The sequence below is a fragment of the Streptomyces caniferus genome (assembly GCF_009811555.1).
Lineage (GTDB): Bacteria > Actinomycetota > Actinomycetes > Streptomycetales > Streptomycetaceae > Streptomyces > Streptomyces caniferus.
Genome location: NZ_BLIN01000003.1, coordinates 1,305,741 through 1,320,281 on the forward strand (window position 1 = coordinate 1,305,741; position 14,541 = coordinate 1,320,281).

A 14,541-nucleotide genomic window follows, 5' to 3' on the forward strand; every position below is an offset into this window, starting at 1 on the left:
TCAGATCTCCTTGCGAAAGCCACCCAGAATGGCCTCGGTGGTGTGTGCCGGCGCGGCCTGCGCACACATCCGGTCCAGGGCCTCCAGGAACTGCGAGACGTCGTTGCGCTGGTCGAAGTACACGGCTCCGACGAGGCTTTCCGCGTAGGCGATGTCCGGGAGTTCCGGGATCGGGAAGCGGAAAATGTGGAATGGTCCGTACATGGCGGGGTGCGGGCCCGCGGAGAAGGGCATGACCTGCAGCCGGACGTTCGGCAGTGCGGTGGCCTCCATCAGCCGGGTGACCTGGTCGCGCATCACCTCGGCCCCGCCGATCGGCCGCCGCAGCACGGTCTCGTCCATGACCACCCACAGCATCGGGGCGTGGTCACGGGTCAGGAGCGACTGCCGCTCCATGCGCAGCGCGACGATGCGGTCGATGTCCGCGGCGGAGGCGTGCGGCATGCCCGCCCGCAGGACGGCGGCGGCGTAGTCCTCGGTCTGCAACAGGCCGGGGACGTAGTGCGGTTGATAGGCCCGGATCAGGTTGGCTTCGCTCTCCAGGCTGACGAACGCGCTGAACCACTCGGGGAGGACGTCCCGGAACCGGTGCCACCAGCCGGGCTTGTTGGCCTCGCGCGCGAGGGAGAGGAAGCCCTCGATCTCGTCCTCGTCGGTGACGCCGTAGGTCGCCAACAGCTTCTCGACGTAGGGGAGTTTGAGGCCGACCTCGGCCTTTTCCATGCGTCGTATCGTGGCGTGGGTCACATCGAGGGCCGCGGCGGCCCGTTCGAACGAGAGTCCCGCCTTCTCGCGCAGGTCCTGCAGCCGCTTGCCGAGCACCACCCGCAGGACGGTCGGTGCACCTGCCGACCGTGGGTCCGCCACGTCCGATCGCCTCCAACTGACTTCAGTGTTCAGCAGTGTGTCATGCCGTCAACAGCACGAACAGACTGCACCTTACGATTCTGCAAATTGCAGAGTGATCCTTGCCATCGGTGACCGGCATCGCACATAGTTACGGTGTGGCTTCCTCCAACAACGCTCCCTCGTTAGGGCGCTGTGGCGGCTTCGTCGCCCAGTACCCGCAGGACGCGTTCCACCTGCCGGCGCTACGCACCTCCGTGCCCGAGGCACGCAGACGCGTCAGTGCGCTGCTGCACGAGTGGGGCGCGGCTCAACACGTCTGCGACGATGTGGAGTTGGTGGTCTCCGAGCTCTTCACCAACGCGGTGCGCCACACCGACAGCGAGAAGGTCGAGTGCGAACTCGCACTCTTCGGGGCGCACATACGCATAGAGATCACGGACCAGGGCGGCCCACAGGATTCGGCGCCGCACGTCCAGCCCGGCAGCGTGGACAAGGAGTGCGGACGAGGCCTGTTCCTCGTCGGCGCGCTGTCCGAGAGCTGGGGCTCACGGCCCGCCGACAGCGGCCGGGGCCGGGTCGTCTGGGCGGATCTGCCGTACGCCTCCCTCGCACGCTGAGGCCCCGCTCCGCCTCGGCGGAAACGGGGCCTCCGTCATGCCATGGCCGCTGACGGGCCGCGGCCGCCCTAGAGCGGCAGCAGATCGGGCCGCTTGGGCTCGACGTGATCGCCGGAGGACTCGCCGCGCAGCCGGCGCCCGATCCACGGAACGAGATGCTCCCGCGCCCAGTGGATGTTGTCCCGCCGCGCCTCGGCGGCCGAGCGCTCCGCCTCCGGCGGCCACGGCTGGTCCGGGTCGGCCGGCACCCGCAGTCCGAGCACCTGCCCCGCACGCAGTGCCACCCGGGTGTGACCGTCGGCGGACAGGTGCAGCCGGTCGCCGTCCCAGGCCCGCCGGTCCTGTACCGACTTCAACGACCACAGGTCCAGGACCGGGCAGTCGTGCCGGTCCGCGATGGACCGGACGTGCGCCGTGTACGTGGCGATCTTGCCGCGCAGATGCTTGAGGACGGGGATGCCGCGGGTGTCGAAGCCGGTGCAGAGCAGGACCGTACCGACCTCCTGCCGCAGATCGGCGACCGCCGCCTCATACCGCTCGGCCACCGCGTCCGGGTCCGAGCCCGGCCGCAGGATGTCGTTTCCGCCGGCACAGAACGTCACCAGGGCGGGGGCGAGCTCCTTGGCCCGGGGCACCTGCTCCTCGACGATCTGCTCCAGGAGCCGCCCCCTGACCGCGAGGTTCGCGTAGCGGAAGTCCCCCTCCGCCCGCTGGTCCGAGAGGAGGACCGCCAAGCGGTCCGCCCAACCGATGTACGCCCCGTCAGGGCCGGGATCCCCGACCCCCTCTGTGAAGCTGTCCCCGACGGCTGCGTACGACCCGATGGCGCCATGGGCGCCGTTGCTGAAGTACTTCGAATCGTCTGCCACGTCAGGACATCCTTCACCTCATGAAGTGACCTACGCCACCGTAACCAGGGGTTGACGAGGGGTGATTAATGCCACCAGGTCAAATTCTTGTCAAGTTGGAATAAAGATCGATCACGCCCCGCTCCCCTCGGCGCGCCACCGCGCTTCGCCGCGCTTCACCACGCTCCGGGGCGCACCCGAAAGACCTGATTGTCTATTGCACTCATGTCGTATCGTCGGAGGTGCCCCGCCTCGCCGAACGAGCGGCGCCGGCGAACCAACCCGAGGAGCGCGCGTGACGCAGCAGACGCCGCAGGTCCCACAGGCCCAGCCCGAGCTCACGGAGGTCCGCAACTTCCGCGATGTGGGCGGTCTGCCGACCGTGGACGGGCGTCGCGTACGGGAGGGGAGGCTGTTCCGCAGCGGGCACCTCGCCCACGCGACCGAAGCGGACGCCGCGTTCCTGGCCGGTCTCGGGCTGCACACCGTCTTCGACTTCCGCAACGCCTCGGACATCAAGCTGGAGGGCCCCGACGTCACGCTGCCCGGCGTGCGCAATGTGAACATCCCGCTCACCGATCCGGCCGATGGCGCGGAGTTCTGGACGATGGTGCGCGAGGGCGAGCTCGACCAGCTGCGTGCCGCGCTCGGCGACGGCAAGGCCGCGGCCCGTATGGCCAAGACCTACCGCCACATCATCACCACCCGTACCGAGGACCACGCCAGGGTGCTGAATGCGCTGGCCGACGACAGCGTTCCCGCGCTGATGCACTGTGCGGCCGGCAAGGACCGCGCGGGCCTGTCCATCGCCGTGACCCTGCTCGCGATCGGGGTGGAGCGGGACGCCATCGAGGCGGACTACCTCAAGTCCAACGACCCCCACCGGCGCTACAAGATCCGCCGCTCCGACAACTCCGCGGTCGGGATGTCGCAGGAGGTCATGGAGCTGCTCGCGCCGCTGTTCGGGGCGCACACCGACTACCTCGCGGCCGCCTACGACGCGATCGAGCGGACCTGGGGATCGACGGAGAAGTACCTCACCGACGGCCTGAAGCTGACGCCCGCCACCCGTGACCGGCTGCGCGACCGGCTGCTGACGGACTGACCACCGCCGGCCCGCTCACGGCTCCGTGACCCACCCCGCGGCCAGCACCAGACCCGAGGCCCGATGGACGGCGAGAAAGCCGAAGGGCCGGTCGTAGCGGGCCGAGATCTGCTGTGCCCGATACGGCGGTGGCGGGGGCACGGAGCCCAAGCCGAACGGCACCATCGTGACCGCGGCCGCCCGGAAGCCCAGCGGCCCGAAGGTCGCGGTCGCCGCCTGGCGGGCCTCCGACACCGCGAGCGGCTGCTCGCACATGCCGGGAAAGTGCCCGCGGGAGGCGTCGGTGGCGGTGGCGAGCCCGAAGAGCTCCGCCCGGTCCAGCAGGTCGTGCTCGGCATCGACGGTGAACCGCGTGGTGGTGAGGTCGAGGCACGGGGCGCCGTCGTAGCTCGGCACCGTGGTCACCCGCAGCCCCGGCCCGGCGGCATCGGTCAGCGCCGCGCCGGACACCGCCGGGTACGCCCCGTCCAGCGCCGCGACGCCGTGCCGCAGCACCTCGTTGCCCGGCACCGCCGGCTCACCGAGCAGCAGATGGACGTCCAGCCCGTTGTCACCGGCGACCCGCACCGCGGTCAGCGGACCGGCGGGAGTGCCGTGGACCCGCACCTGCTCCACATCCGTTCCGGAGCGGCTCAGAGCCGTCAGCTCCCGCCCCGCCCACGGCCCTTCGGACGGACGCGACGGACCCTCCCGAAACGGCTCCTCCCAGGTGGTGCGCACCAGCAGCGCGCTCGCCAGCACCAGGACGGTGCCCGGACCGATCCGTACCGGCATCCGCTCGATCAGGCCCCCGGTGTGCCGCCGCGCCCACGCGTCCATCGCGCCCTGGTCCGCGGCCGTATCGCCGGTGAGCTCGCCGCGCAGCCCGTCCGGCAGGCTCTCCAGCCAGGCGGGGCGCAGTGCGAGAGTGCGCCGGGCCCACAGCGCCACCGCGGGATCGACACCGTCCGCCGCCGCGAGCGCGGCGAGCAACGCACCGCCCTCGCCCACGGCGTGCTCCGCATCGGTGCCGAGGGCCTCCGCGAGCTCTTTGCGGGCGGGCCCGGCGGCCGGCCCGGCGAGCAGGGCCAGCAGCGGCCAGACCCCGGCCGCGGTCAGCACCGTGCCGCGCTCCCCCACCACCTCGTGCGCCCAGCGGGCCGTCATGTCATTGACGGCCCGGACCGTCCTCGCGGCGACCATCGCCTCCCCCACCAGCGTCGTCAGCGGTTGGCGACCGCCTGTTTGACCAGCGTCCGCCCGAAGTCCCACAGCAGTCCGCCGCCGCCATGGGCGTCGTCCATCACGGCGGTGAACGCCTCGACGAACCGGTCCACTTCCCGTTCGCCGATGATCAGCGGGGGAATGAGTTTGATGACTTCGAGGTGATCGCCGGAGACCTGGGTCAGGATACGGTGCCGCTGCAGCAGGGGCACCACGACCATCTGCGCGAACAGCCCCTTGCGGGCGGCCTGCAGCATCGTCCAGCGGCTGCGCAGGCCGAGCGAGGTGGGGCGGCCGAACTCGATGCCGATCATCAGGCCCCGGCCCCGTACGTCGTGCAGCAGCTCGTACTTGTCGACCAGCGCGGCCAGCCGGGAGCGCAGCAGCTCGCCGGTGTGCCGGGCGCCCGCGACGATCTGCTCGTCCTCCATGACCGAGAGCACCGCCAGACCGGCCGCCATCGCCTGGGCGTTGGCGCCGAAGCTGGCGGAGTGCACCAGCACCCGGTCCATGGACGAGTAGACCTTCTTGAAGATCCAGTCCTTGCCGAGGGTCGCCCCGACCGGGACATAGCCGCCGGACAACGCCTTCGCCACACACACCAGGTCCGGCTCGACACCGCTCTCGTGCTGATACGCGAAGAAGTCACCGGTGCGGCCGAGGCCGGTCTGCACCTCGTCGACGATCAGCAGGGCCTTGTGCCGGTGCAGCAGTTCCTGGGCGGCGCGCAGGAATCCGGGCGGGGTGGGGTGGACACCCTTGCCCTGGATCGGTTCGACCACGAAGCCCGCCACATCGCCGCGCTTCAACTCCCGCTCCAGCGCGTCCAGATCGCCCATCTCGACGGCGGTGTCGGGCAGCAGCGGGGCGAAGCCGTCCCGGAAGCCGTCCTCGCCGTTGACGGAGAGCGAGCCGGTGGTCAGGCCGTGGAAGGCGTGGGTGCAATAGAGGATGCGCGGTCTTCCGGTGGCGTAGCGGGCGAACTTCAGGGCGGTCTCGACGGCTTCGGTGCCGCTGTTGCCGAAGAAGGCCCGGTCGAGGTGGGGGGCGCAGGCCAGCAGCTTCTCGGCGAGCAGGCCGGGCAGCGGCTGGCAGTCGAAGCGGGTGAGATCGGGGAGCTGGGCGTCCAGGACGTCGTGCAGCGCCTTGCGGACGACGGGGTGGTGCCGGCCCAGGCCCATCACGCCGAACCCCGCGAGCATGTCCAGGTAGTCCTGGCCGTCGGCGTCCCAGAAGTAGGCGCCCTCGGCCCGCTCGTAGACCTTGTCGAAGCCGATGGTGTGCAGCATCCGCGGGAGCTGGTGGTTGAGGTGGCGGGAGTGCAGCTCGTAGCGCTCGCCACCGCGCTCGGCGAGCAGTTCGGTCAGATCGAATCCGGTCACGAGGGGCTCTCCTTACGGGCCAGTGCGGCGCTGATGTGTCCGGCGATCTCGGCGGGGGTGAGGCCGAGGTCGGCCAGCAGCTCACCGCGCTTGGCGTGCGCCGGAAACTGCTCGGGGATGCCGAAGGTGCGCAACGGCACGTCCACGCCGGCGTCCCGCAGCGCCTGGCCGACCGCCCAGCCCACGCCGCCGGTGCGGCAGTTGTCCTCGACGACGGCCACCATGGCGTGGTCAGCGGCGAGTCGGGGGATGACGGCGTCGACCGGTTTGACCCAGCGCGGATCGACGACGGTCGCCCGGACACCGCGCGCCGCGAGCAGCTCGGCGACCCCCAGGCAGACCGGAGCCATCACGCCGACCGCGACCAGCAGGACGTCCGGATGCGGCGCCCGGTGGAGGACGTCCACCCCGCCGATCCGGTCCACGGCCGGCACCGGTTCGTCCACCGGCTCCTTGGGGAAGCGGACGACGGTCGGTGCGTCGTCCACGTCCAGCGCCTCGCGCAGCTGGGCGCGCAGCTGGCCGGCGTCGCGCGGTGCGGCGATCCGCAGACCGGGGACGACCTGCAGGACCGACAGGTCCCACATGCCGTTGTGCGAGGCGCCGTCGGTGCCGGTGATGCCGGCCCGGTCCAGGACGAAGGTGACCCCGCACCGGTGCAGTGCGACATCCATCAGGATCTGGTCGAAGGCCCGGTTGAGGAAGGTGGCATAGACCGCGACGACCGGGTGCAGCCCGCCGGTGGCCAGCCCCGCCGCCGACACCGCCGCATGCTGTTCGGCGATGCCCACGTCCCACACCCGGTCGGGGTAGGCCTCGGCGAACTTCCCGAGCCCGACCGGCCGCAGCATCGCCGCGGTGAGGGCGACGACGTCCGTGCGCTCGGCGCCGATGCGGACCATCTCGTCGCCGAAGACGGAGTTCCAGGAGGGCGCGCCGGGCAGGGTGACGGGTGCGGCGGTCGGTGGGCACCTCCCGGCATCGGCCGGGAGAGGGTCCATCACACCGACCGTGTGGAAGTGGTCCGCCTCGTCCTCCAGGGCGGGCGGATAGCCGCGGCCCTTCTCGGTGAGGCAGTGCACCAGCACCGGGCCGTGGAAGCCCGCCGCGCGGCGCAGCGCCGATTCGACGGCCGCGGTGTCATGCCCGTCGATCGGTCCGAGGTACTTCAGGCCCAGGTCCTCGAACATGCCCTGGGGGGCGAAGGCGTCCTTGAAGCCCTTCTTGGCGCCGTGCAGCGACCCGTAGAGCGGCTGTCCCACGACCGGGGTGCGCTGGAGCACCTCCTTGCCCCAGGCCAGGAACTTCTCGTAGCCGTTGGTGGTGCGCAGGGTGGCGAGGTGGTCGGCGAGGCCGCCGATGGTGGGGGCATAGGAGCGCTCGTTGTCGTTGACGACGATGATCAGCGGGCGGTCCTTGGCGGCGGCGATGTTGTTGAGCGCCTCCCAGGCCATCCCGCCGGTCAGCGCGCCGTCGCCGGTGACGGCCACCACATGGCCGTTGCCGCCCCGCACCTGGCGGGCCTTGGCCAGGCCGTCGGCCCAGCCCAGCACCGTCGAGGCATGGCTGTTCTCGATGACGTCGTGCGGGGACTCGGCGCGCGAGGGGTAGCCGGACAGGCCGCCCTTGGCCCGCAGCTTGGAGAAGTCCTGCCGGCCGGTCAGGAGCTTGTGCACGTAGGACTGGTGGCCGGTGTCCCACAGGATGCGGTCGGCGGGCGAGTCGAAGACGCGGTGCAGGGCGAGGGTCAGCTCGACCACGCCCAGGTTGGGCCCCAGATGGCCGCCGGTGCGGGCGACGGCCCGGACGAGGAAGTGCCGGATCTCCTCGGCGAGTTCGGCCAGGCGCTCCGCGGGGAGCGCCTTGAGGTCGCGCGGCTGCCGGATGTGCTCCAGCATCGTCATGTTCGGTCCCCCTCTACTGGTTCGGCTGACGAGGGCCGGCCCGGCCCCTGCGCGGTGCAGGGGGCACGGGCCGGACCGGAACCTCGGTGAGCCGTGGTGCGTGGGCTCACCCCGGGCCGGTGGTCACCCGCGGTTGCCCGCGATGGTCTCCTTGGCCGCCCGGAGGGACTCCTTCAGCGACCCCATGGTGGCGAGGACGGCGGTCGGCTCGTAGCCGCAGTGCGCCATGCAGTTGGCGCAGCGCGGGTCCTTGCCCCTGCCGTACTTGTCCCAGTCGGTGTCCTCGATGAGCTCCCGGTAGGTGGGGACGTACCCGTCGCTCATGAGGTAGCAGGGGCGCTGCCAGCCGAACAGCGAGTAGTTGGGGATCGCCCACGCCGTGCACGGGAAGTCCGCCTTGCCCTCCAGGAAGTCCAGGAAGAGCGGACTGTGGTTGAGCCGCCAGCGGCGCCGGTTGCCGCCGGCGAAGGCCTTCTTGAACAGCTCACGGGTCTGCTCCACGCCGAGGAAGTGCTCCTGGTCGGGGGCCTTCTCGTAGGCGTAGGCGGGCGACAGCATCATTTCGTCGACCTGCAGATCGTCATTGAGGAAGTTGAGCACCTCGATGATGGTCTGCGGGGTGTCGGTGTTGAAGAAGGTGGAGTTGGTGGTGACCCGGAAGCCGCGTCGCTTGGCTTCCTTGATCGCCGCCACCGCCTCGTCGAAGACGCCTTCCTTCGCGACGGATTCGTCGTGCCGCTCACGCATGCCGTCGATGTGCACCGCGAAAGCGAAATACGACGAGGGGGTGAACGCATCCAGCTTCTTGCGCAGCAACATCGCATTGGTGCACAGGAATACGTACTTCCGCTTGGCCACCAGCTGTCGCACGATCTCATCGATCTGAGGGTGCATCAGGGGCTCGCCGCCGGCGATGGAGACCATCGGGGCACCGGACTCCAGCACCGCGCCGACCGCCTGCGCCACCGGCATGCGCTGTTTGAGCACGCCCGCCGGATGCTGGATCTTCCCGCAGCCCTCGCATTTCAGGTTGCACGCGAAGAGCGGTTCCAGCTCGACGATGAGCGGGAACTTCTCACGCCGGCGGATCATCTTCTGTTCAAAAAGATAGGTTCCGACCCGGATGGACTGACGGAGCGGCATGGCCATCTGGCTCACCTCCAGGGGAGCAGCAAAGAACGGTGCCATTCGTAGAAAACGGGAAGTACGGAGCGCAGCACTCGGAAGGCTGATATTCCACCGCGCACGGTGCCGATGCGTACGAGTTCATGTTCTGGAGCGTCCACGACCACCCGGACGGCCGCAACCGGACGGCTGCCCGCCCGCCGGGCGGCCTGGAGGGTCGCGGCGGATTCCATGTCCACCGCGACCGCACCGGCGGCATGCAGCGCGGCCCGCTCCGCGCCGCGTACGACGTGGTCGGAGCCCCGCAGCAGCCCGGTGTGCACGGTCAGCCCGCGCTGTCGCAGGGCCCGGAGCAGCGGGCCGTTGTCGCGGCAGAGCGTCTCCGGAGCGTCCGCGTGATGACCGCGGGTGGCCTCGGCGACGACCACGTCCCCGGGCCGCATCCCGGGGGCGAGGCCGGCGCAGAAGCCGCTGGCGACGACGGGGGAACGCTCGGTGACCGAGCCCGCACCCAGCGCATGGGCGAGGGCGCGTTCGGCCGCCTGGGGGCCTATGCCGGTACGGAGGGTGACGAGCCGCGGAACTGCTCCGTCCGCCGCTCCCCCGCGGTCGCCGCGGCGCAGGGCGAACCGCTCGATGCCCAGCGCACAGGCGACCAGCAGGGGTGGCTCCGCGTCCGCCGGGAGCCGCCCCGGCATCAGGACCCCACCGGCGCGCCGGCCGGTCCCCCGTTGACGTAGCGGCCCAGTGCGGTCAGCGGGAAGACCTGGCGGTAGAGGTGGTAGTTGATGGAGAAGTCCCAGGGGAAGCCCGTGCCGGTGAAGTACGGCTCGTCCCAGGACCCGTCCTCGCGCTGGGTCCCGGTCAGCCAGCGCACTCCGCGGCGCACCGCCTCGCCGTCCCGTTCACCGGCCGCGAGCAGCGCCATCAGCGCCCATGCGGTCTGCGAGGCGGTCGAGGCGCCGCGCCCCGCCCACCGTTCCTTGTCCTGGTAGGAGCGCTGGTCCTCGCCCCAGCCGCCGTCGTCGTTCTGCACCCGCTCCAGCCAGCGCACCGCCCGGCGCACCGCGGCGTGCGAGGCGGGGATGCCGGCCGCGGCGAGCGCGGGGAGCACCGAGCCCGTGCCGTAGATGTAGTTGGTGCCCCAGCGGCCGAACCAGGCTCCGCTGGGCTCCTGTTCGGCCAGCAGCCAGGCGATACCACGGCGGGTGCGCGGGTCGTGGGTACGGCCGACGTCCGCGAGCATCTCGACGACATGGGCGGTCACATCGGCCGACGGCGGGTCGATGACCTCCCCGAAGTCGCAGAACGGCAGCCGGTTGGGGAACGGGCTGGTGTTGTCGACGTCGAAGGCGCCCCAGCCCCCGCCCTTGGACTGCATACCGAAGTTCCAGCGCACCGCGCGGCCCACCGCGGCCTCGACCCGTTGTGGATCGGGGTGCTTGACCCGGCGCAGCGCGAGCACCACCTCGGCGGTGTCGTCGATGTCCGGGTAGTTGTCGTTCTCGAACTCGAACGCCCAGCCCCCGGAGGGAAGTTGGGGCCGCTTTACGCTCCAGTCGCCGGGCCGGCGGATCTGCTCGGCGAGCATCCAGTCGACGGCCTTGACCAGCTTCGGGTGGTCGGCGGGCAGTCCGGCGTCGGCGAGCGCGATGGTGGCCAGACAGGTGTCCCAGACCGGGGACTGGCAGGCCTCGATCATCCGGGTGCGGCCGCCTCCCCGGCCGTCGGGCCCGGGGGGAGCGTCCTCGCGCCATACGACGAAGCGCTCCAGGGAGGCCAGGCCGGTGCGCAGCACGGGGTGGTCGAGGTCGTAGCCGAGGAGGTGCAGGGCGATGATGGAGTAGACGGCGGGGGGCTGGATGCCGCCCCAGCAGCCGTCGTTCTCCTGCCGCTCGATGATCCAGCGGGCGGCCGAGCGCATCGCGGCACCGCGCAGCGTGCGCAGGGCGACCTTGTGGTAGACGTGCAGCGCCTTGTCCAGGCGCTGGAAGAGCCCGTCCCAGCTGGTGGCGGGGGCGAGCGGCCGCGGCGGGTTGGGCCGGCGGGGATCGGTGTGCAGCTCGTCGAGGGCGAACGGCGCCGGGCGCACCGGGCGTTTCGCCGAGACGATGGTCAGCGGCACGATGGTCTGCCGCGCCCAGCATCCGAAGTCGTAGATGTTGAGCGGGAACCACTTGGGGAAGTAGATGAGCTCCGGGGGGAGTTCGGGCAGGTCGTCCCACTTCCACCAGCCGAAGAGGGCCAGCCAGATGCGGGTGAAGACCCGGGCGGCCGCGACGCCGCCCTGTTCGCGGACCCATGCGGAGGCCCTGGCCATGTGCGGGGCGTCCGGGTCGTCCCCGGCGAGGCGCAGGGCGACATAGGCCTCGATGGTGGTGGAGAGTTCACCGGGCCCGCCGTGGAAGGTGGCCCAGGTGCCGTCCGCGCGCTGCTCGCCGCGGATGTGGCGGGCCGCGGCCTCGGTGAGCTCCGGGTCCTGGATGCCCAGGAATTGACGGAGCAGCAGGTCTTCGGCGTCCATCGTGACGTTGGTCTCGAGGTCGCCCTTCCACCATCCGGCGGCGTCCTGGACGGACAGCAGATAGTCCGTGGCGCGGGCGGTCGCGCGCCGGGCGGCGTCCGCCGTGTCCTGCTGTACGGCGGTGCGGGTGGGTGGAGCGGTTCCGGCTGTCTCAGCGGTGGCATCGCTGGCCGAGGGGGCCCGGGGCGGCAGCGCCCCGGTGCTTCCGTCGGTCGTCGCTGTCATGGCTTCCCCTTCTGCAGTGAACTGTGAAAAGCGTGCTCAGGGATTCCGTCGACCGGCGCCCGGATGGCGCCGGCCGGCGACTGCGATCTATTCGGTGTCTGGGGTGCTCATCTCTCCCGTACAACGACGAAGTCCGCGAGTGCGACGAGCTGTGCGCGGACCTTTTCCGGCATCTCGATCTCGTTCAGGGCGGCGATGGCGGTGGCGTGCTGGCGGCGCGCCTCCTGGGACGTCCACTCGCGGCCGCCGGCCTCCTCGATGAGGGCCGCGCGGGAGGCGAACTCCTCCTCGGTGAAGTCGGCGATCTCGGTCTCGCTCTTCTTCGCATCCTCGGCGAGGATCCGGGCCAGACGCTCGGAGGCCGGGCCACCGGCGTCCAGCGCGGCGACGACCGGCAGCGACTTCTTGCGCTGGCGCAGGTCGCTCCAGGGCCGCTTGCCGGTGGCCTCCGGGTCGCCCCAGATGCCGAGCAGGTCGTCGACGGCCTGGAAGGCGAGGCCGAGGTGGTAGCCGTACCTCTCCAGGGTGTCCGCGGTGCGGTCGTCGGCGCCGCCGAGGACCGCACCGATGGAGACGGCGCAGGCCAGCAGCGCGCCGGTCTTGTTGCCCTCCATCTCCAGGCACTCCTCGACGGTGACCCGCTCGCGGTGCTCGTAGGAGATGTCCTGGGCCTGACCGTCGATCAGCTTGCGGGAGGCCTGGGTGAGCCTGCGGGTGGCTCGGCCGGCGTCGACCGTGCCGAGCTCCAGCAGTATTTCGTTGGCGAGGGCGAACAGCGCGTCACCGACGAGGATGGCCTGTGCGGGACCATGCACCTTCCAGACGGTGTCGCGGTGCCTGCGCTGCTCGTCGCCGTCCATGAGGTCGTCGTGCAGCAGCGAGAAGTTGTGCACCAGCTCGACGGCGACCGCGCCGGGGATGCCGACCTCGGGGGCCGCACCGGCGACCTCGGCCGACAGCAGGGCGAGCGCGGGCCGTACGGCCTTGCCGCTGTCGCCCGCGGTGGGGCGGCCCTCGGCGTCGATCCAGCCGAAGTGGTAGGCGGCGACGGTGTCCATGGGAGGAGCGAGCCGGTCCACGGCGGCACGCAGCACGGGCGTGGCGAGTGTCCGCCCGCGCTCCAGCAGCGCGGTGACGCTCGCGGTGTCGATAGCTGGGGAAGCCGGATTCACGGTTTCTCCTCTGTTTCCGATGCTCGTGCTCGTGCGAGCGCTCGTACTCGTAGTCATGCCGCCTCCTGAGGCAACTGGCCCTGGGGGAAGCCGAGTTCGGTGAGTGCCTCGCGAGCGGCGGCAGTGCCGCTGCGAACAGCGCTTTCCATGGTCGCGGGCCACCCGGTGGCGGTCCACGCACCGGCCAGGAACAGGCCGGGAGCTTGGGTACGGGCGACGGGGCGGAGCCTGCCGACGCCCGGGGCGGGCGCAAAGGTCGCGGTGCGCTCGCGGGTGACGAAGAAGTCGTGGATCCTGGCGCCCCGGGCGGCGGGCAGCAGCCGCTCCAGCTCGGGCAGGTAGCGGGCGCGGAGCTTGGCGACCGGGTGGTCGATCTCCTCCAGCGCGGCGGACTGCGAGACCGCCAGGTACTGGCTTCGCTCCTGGCCGGGGAGGCTCCTGAGCCCCGAGGCGTCGGTGCGGTCGAAGACCCACTGGACCGGCGAGCCGACCGCGGCGAAGAAGGAGCGGCGCAACACCTTGCGGTCGTAGACGACATGCAGGTTGAGGATCGGGGCGGTGCCGATGTCCAGCAGCCGGTCCTTGCCGTCCAGCGTGCCGTCGGGCAGCAGGGCGTGCGCCTCGCGCTGCGGCACGGCGAGCACGACGGTGTCCGCGGCGAGCTGCTCGCTGCCGTGCGGGCCGTTCTCCACCGTGACCTGCCAGCCGTCGGCGCCGCGCGTGAGCGCCCCGGCGCGGGTGCGCAGGGCGATGCGTACGCCGGCCTTCTCCAGGGCCGTGCGGGCCCGGTCGTCGTGGACGTCGCCGAGCGGGACGCGGGACCAGCCGATGTCGGCGGCGCCGGGGGCGGACAGCAGTCCGGTCTTGAAGACCTTGGCGGCCAGGCCCATCGAGGCGTCGTCGGCGCGGGCGTTGAGGGTCGCGATGCCGACCAGGTCCCACAGCGCCTCGACGGCGCGCGCGGACTGGCCGTGGCGGCGCAGCCAGCTGCCGAAGTCCAGCCTGTCCAGGGCCGGGTCGGCCGGGTCGAGGCCCTTCAGCGCGAGGGTGGCGCGGACGACCCCGGCCCGTTCGGCGGGCGAGAGGTGCGGGTAGCCGGCCAGGCTCCGGGCGAGGTGCAGCGGTACGGGGAGCGCGGTGCGGCGCAGCCGGCCGAGCCGCATCCGGTCGGCGTCGAGCACCGGTACGTCCATCCGGTCCTGCAGGGGCACCAGATGCGCGGCGTCGAGCCGCTCCAGCAGCCGGCTGTAGGCGGTGCAGCAGCGCAGGAAGACGTGCTGGCCGTTGTCGACGGTCAGCTCGCCGACACCGGATTCGCGGCGGAAGGAGAAGACCAGCCCGCCGAGACGGGGCCGGCTCTCGACCAGGGTGACCCGCAGCCCCGCGTCGGCCAGCGCGAGCGCCGCGGTGGTGCCCGCGAGACCGCCCCCGATGACGACCGCGGCCGCCCCCGCGGGGCGGCCGGACGACAGCGCGTGCTGCCGGCCGGGCCGCATGGCTCCCGATGTCATGTGCTCTCCCCCCGTACTGCTGTGAGGGACGCAGCCACCCCGGGGAGGGTTGCCCGCCGCACTGACGCGGGATCAC

The 14,541-nt window shown here is 71.5% G+C and carries 12 protein-coding genes; 2 read left to right on the forward strand and 10 right to left on the reverse strand.

All coding sequences use genetic code 11. The features are described from left to right. Nucleotides 1–867, reverse strand: coding sequence for a Sco1979 family transcriptional regulator (locus Scani_RS14335; RefSeq protein ID WP_159474754.1), 867 nt, complete (start codon nucleotides 865–867; stop codon nucleotides 1–3). Between the two features lie 137 nt (nucleotides 868–1,004). Between Scani_RS14335 and Scani_RS14340 the strand changes: the two genes are divergently transcribed. Beyond that, the gene (locus tag Scani_RS14340) at nucleotides 1,005–1,466 is read left to right on the forward strand and encodes an ATP-binding protein (protein ID WP_246295788.1); all 462 of its coding nucleotides are present in this window, start codon (nucleotides 1,005–1,007) and stop codon (nucleotides 1,464–1,466) included. Between the two features lie 68 nt (nucleotides 1,467–1,534). Here the strand turns inward: Scani_RS14340 and Scani_RS14345 are convergent, their stop codons facing one another. Further along, entirely contained in the window at nucleotides 1,535–2,335 is an 801-nt protein-coding gene (locus Scani_RS14345; RefSeq protein ID WP_159474757.1) for an SGNH/GDSL hydrolase family protein, read from the reverse strand. 274 nt (nucleotides 2,336–2,609) lie between these two features. Between Scani_RS14345 and Scani_RS14350 the strand changes: the two genes are divergently transcribed. Then, the gene (locus Scani_RS14350) at nucleotides 2,610–3,419 is read left to right on the forward strand and encodes a tyrosine-protein phosphatase (RefSeq protein ID WP_159474760.1); all 810 of its coding nucleotides are present in this window, start codon (nucleotides 2,610–2,612) and stop codon (nucleotides 3,417–3,419) included. Between the two features lie 15 nt (nucleotides 3,420–3,434). Here Scani_RS14350 and Scani_RS14355 read toward each other — a convergent pair whose 3' ends face one another. From Scani_RS14355 to hpnE, 8 genes are all read right to left on the reverse strand, one after another. Continuing rightward, a complete protein-coding gene (locus tag Scani_RS14355; protein ID WP_159474763.1) occupies nucleotides 3,435–4,601 on the reverse strand; it encodes a serpin family protein in 1,167 nt (388 codons plus the stop codon). Between the two features lie 20 nt (nucleotides 4,602–4,621). Further along, nucleotides 4,622–6,004: an aspartate aminotransferase family protein gene (locus tag Scani_RS14360; protein WP_159474766.1), complete on the reverse strand. Its 1,383-nt coding sequence runs from the start codon at nucleotides 6,002–6,004 to the stop codon at nucleotides 4,622–4,624. After that, on the reverse strand, nucleotides 6,001–7,908 hold the full coding sequence (gene dxs / locus Scani_RS14365) for a 1-deoxy-D-xylulose-5-phosphate synthase (RefSeq protein ID WP_159474769.1): 1,908 nt from the start codon (nucleotides 7,906–7,908) through the stop codon (nucleotides 6,001–6,003). The genes Scani_RS14360 and dxs overlap by 4 nt, the downstream gene beginning before the upstream one ends. 123 nt (nucleotides 7,909–8,031) lie before the next feature. Beyond that, complete coding sequence (hpnH, locus tag Scani_RS14370; protein WP_159474771.1) at nucleotides 8,032–9,057, reverse strand: adenosyl-hopene transferase HpnH; 1,026 nt, start codon at nucleotides 9,055–9,057, stop codon at nucleotides 8,032–8,034. Nucleotides 9,058–9,062: 5 nt separating this feature from the next. Next, entirely contained in the window at nucleotides 9,063–9,731 is a 669-nt protein-coding gene (locus Scani_RS14375; protein ID WP_159474773.1) for a phosphorylase family protein, read from the reverse strand. Then, nucleotides 9,731–11,782: a squalene--hopene cyclase gene (shc, locus tag Scani_RS14380; RefSeq protein ID WP_159474775.1), complete on the reverse strand. Its 2,052-nt coding sequence runs from the start codon at nucleotides 11,780–11,782 to the stop codon at nucleotides 9,731–9,733. The genes Scani_RS14375 and shc overlap by 1 nt, the downstream gene beginning before the upstream one ends. 107 nt (nucleotides 11,783–11,889) lie before the next feature. Next, a complete protein-coding gene (locus tag Scani_RS14385) occupies nucleotides 11,890–13,011 on the reverse strand; it encodes a polyprenyl synthetase family protein (protein WP_159474777.1) in 1,122 nt (373 codons plus the stop codon). Next, a complete protein-coding gene (hpnE, locus tag Scani_RS14390; RefSeq protein WP_371872344.1) occupies nucleotides 13,008–14,465 on the reverse strand; it encodes a hydroxysqualene dehydroxylase HpnE in 1,458 nt (485 codons plus the stop codon). The genes Scani_RS14385 and hpnE overlap by 4 nt, the downstream gene beginning before the upstream one ends. Nucleotides 14,466–14,541 lie beyond the last annotated feature (76 nt).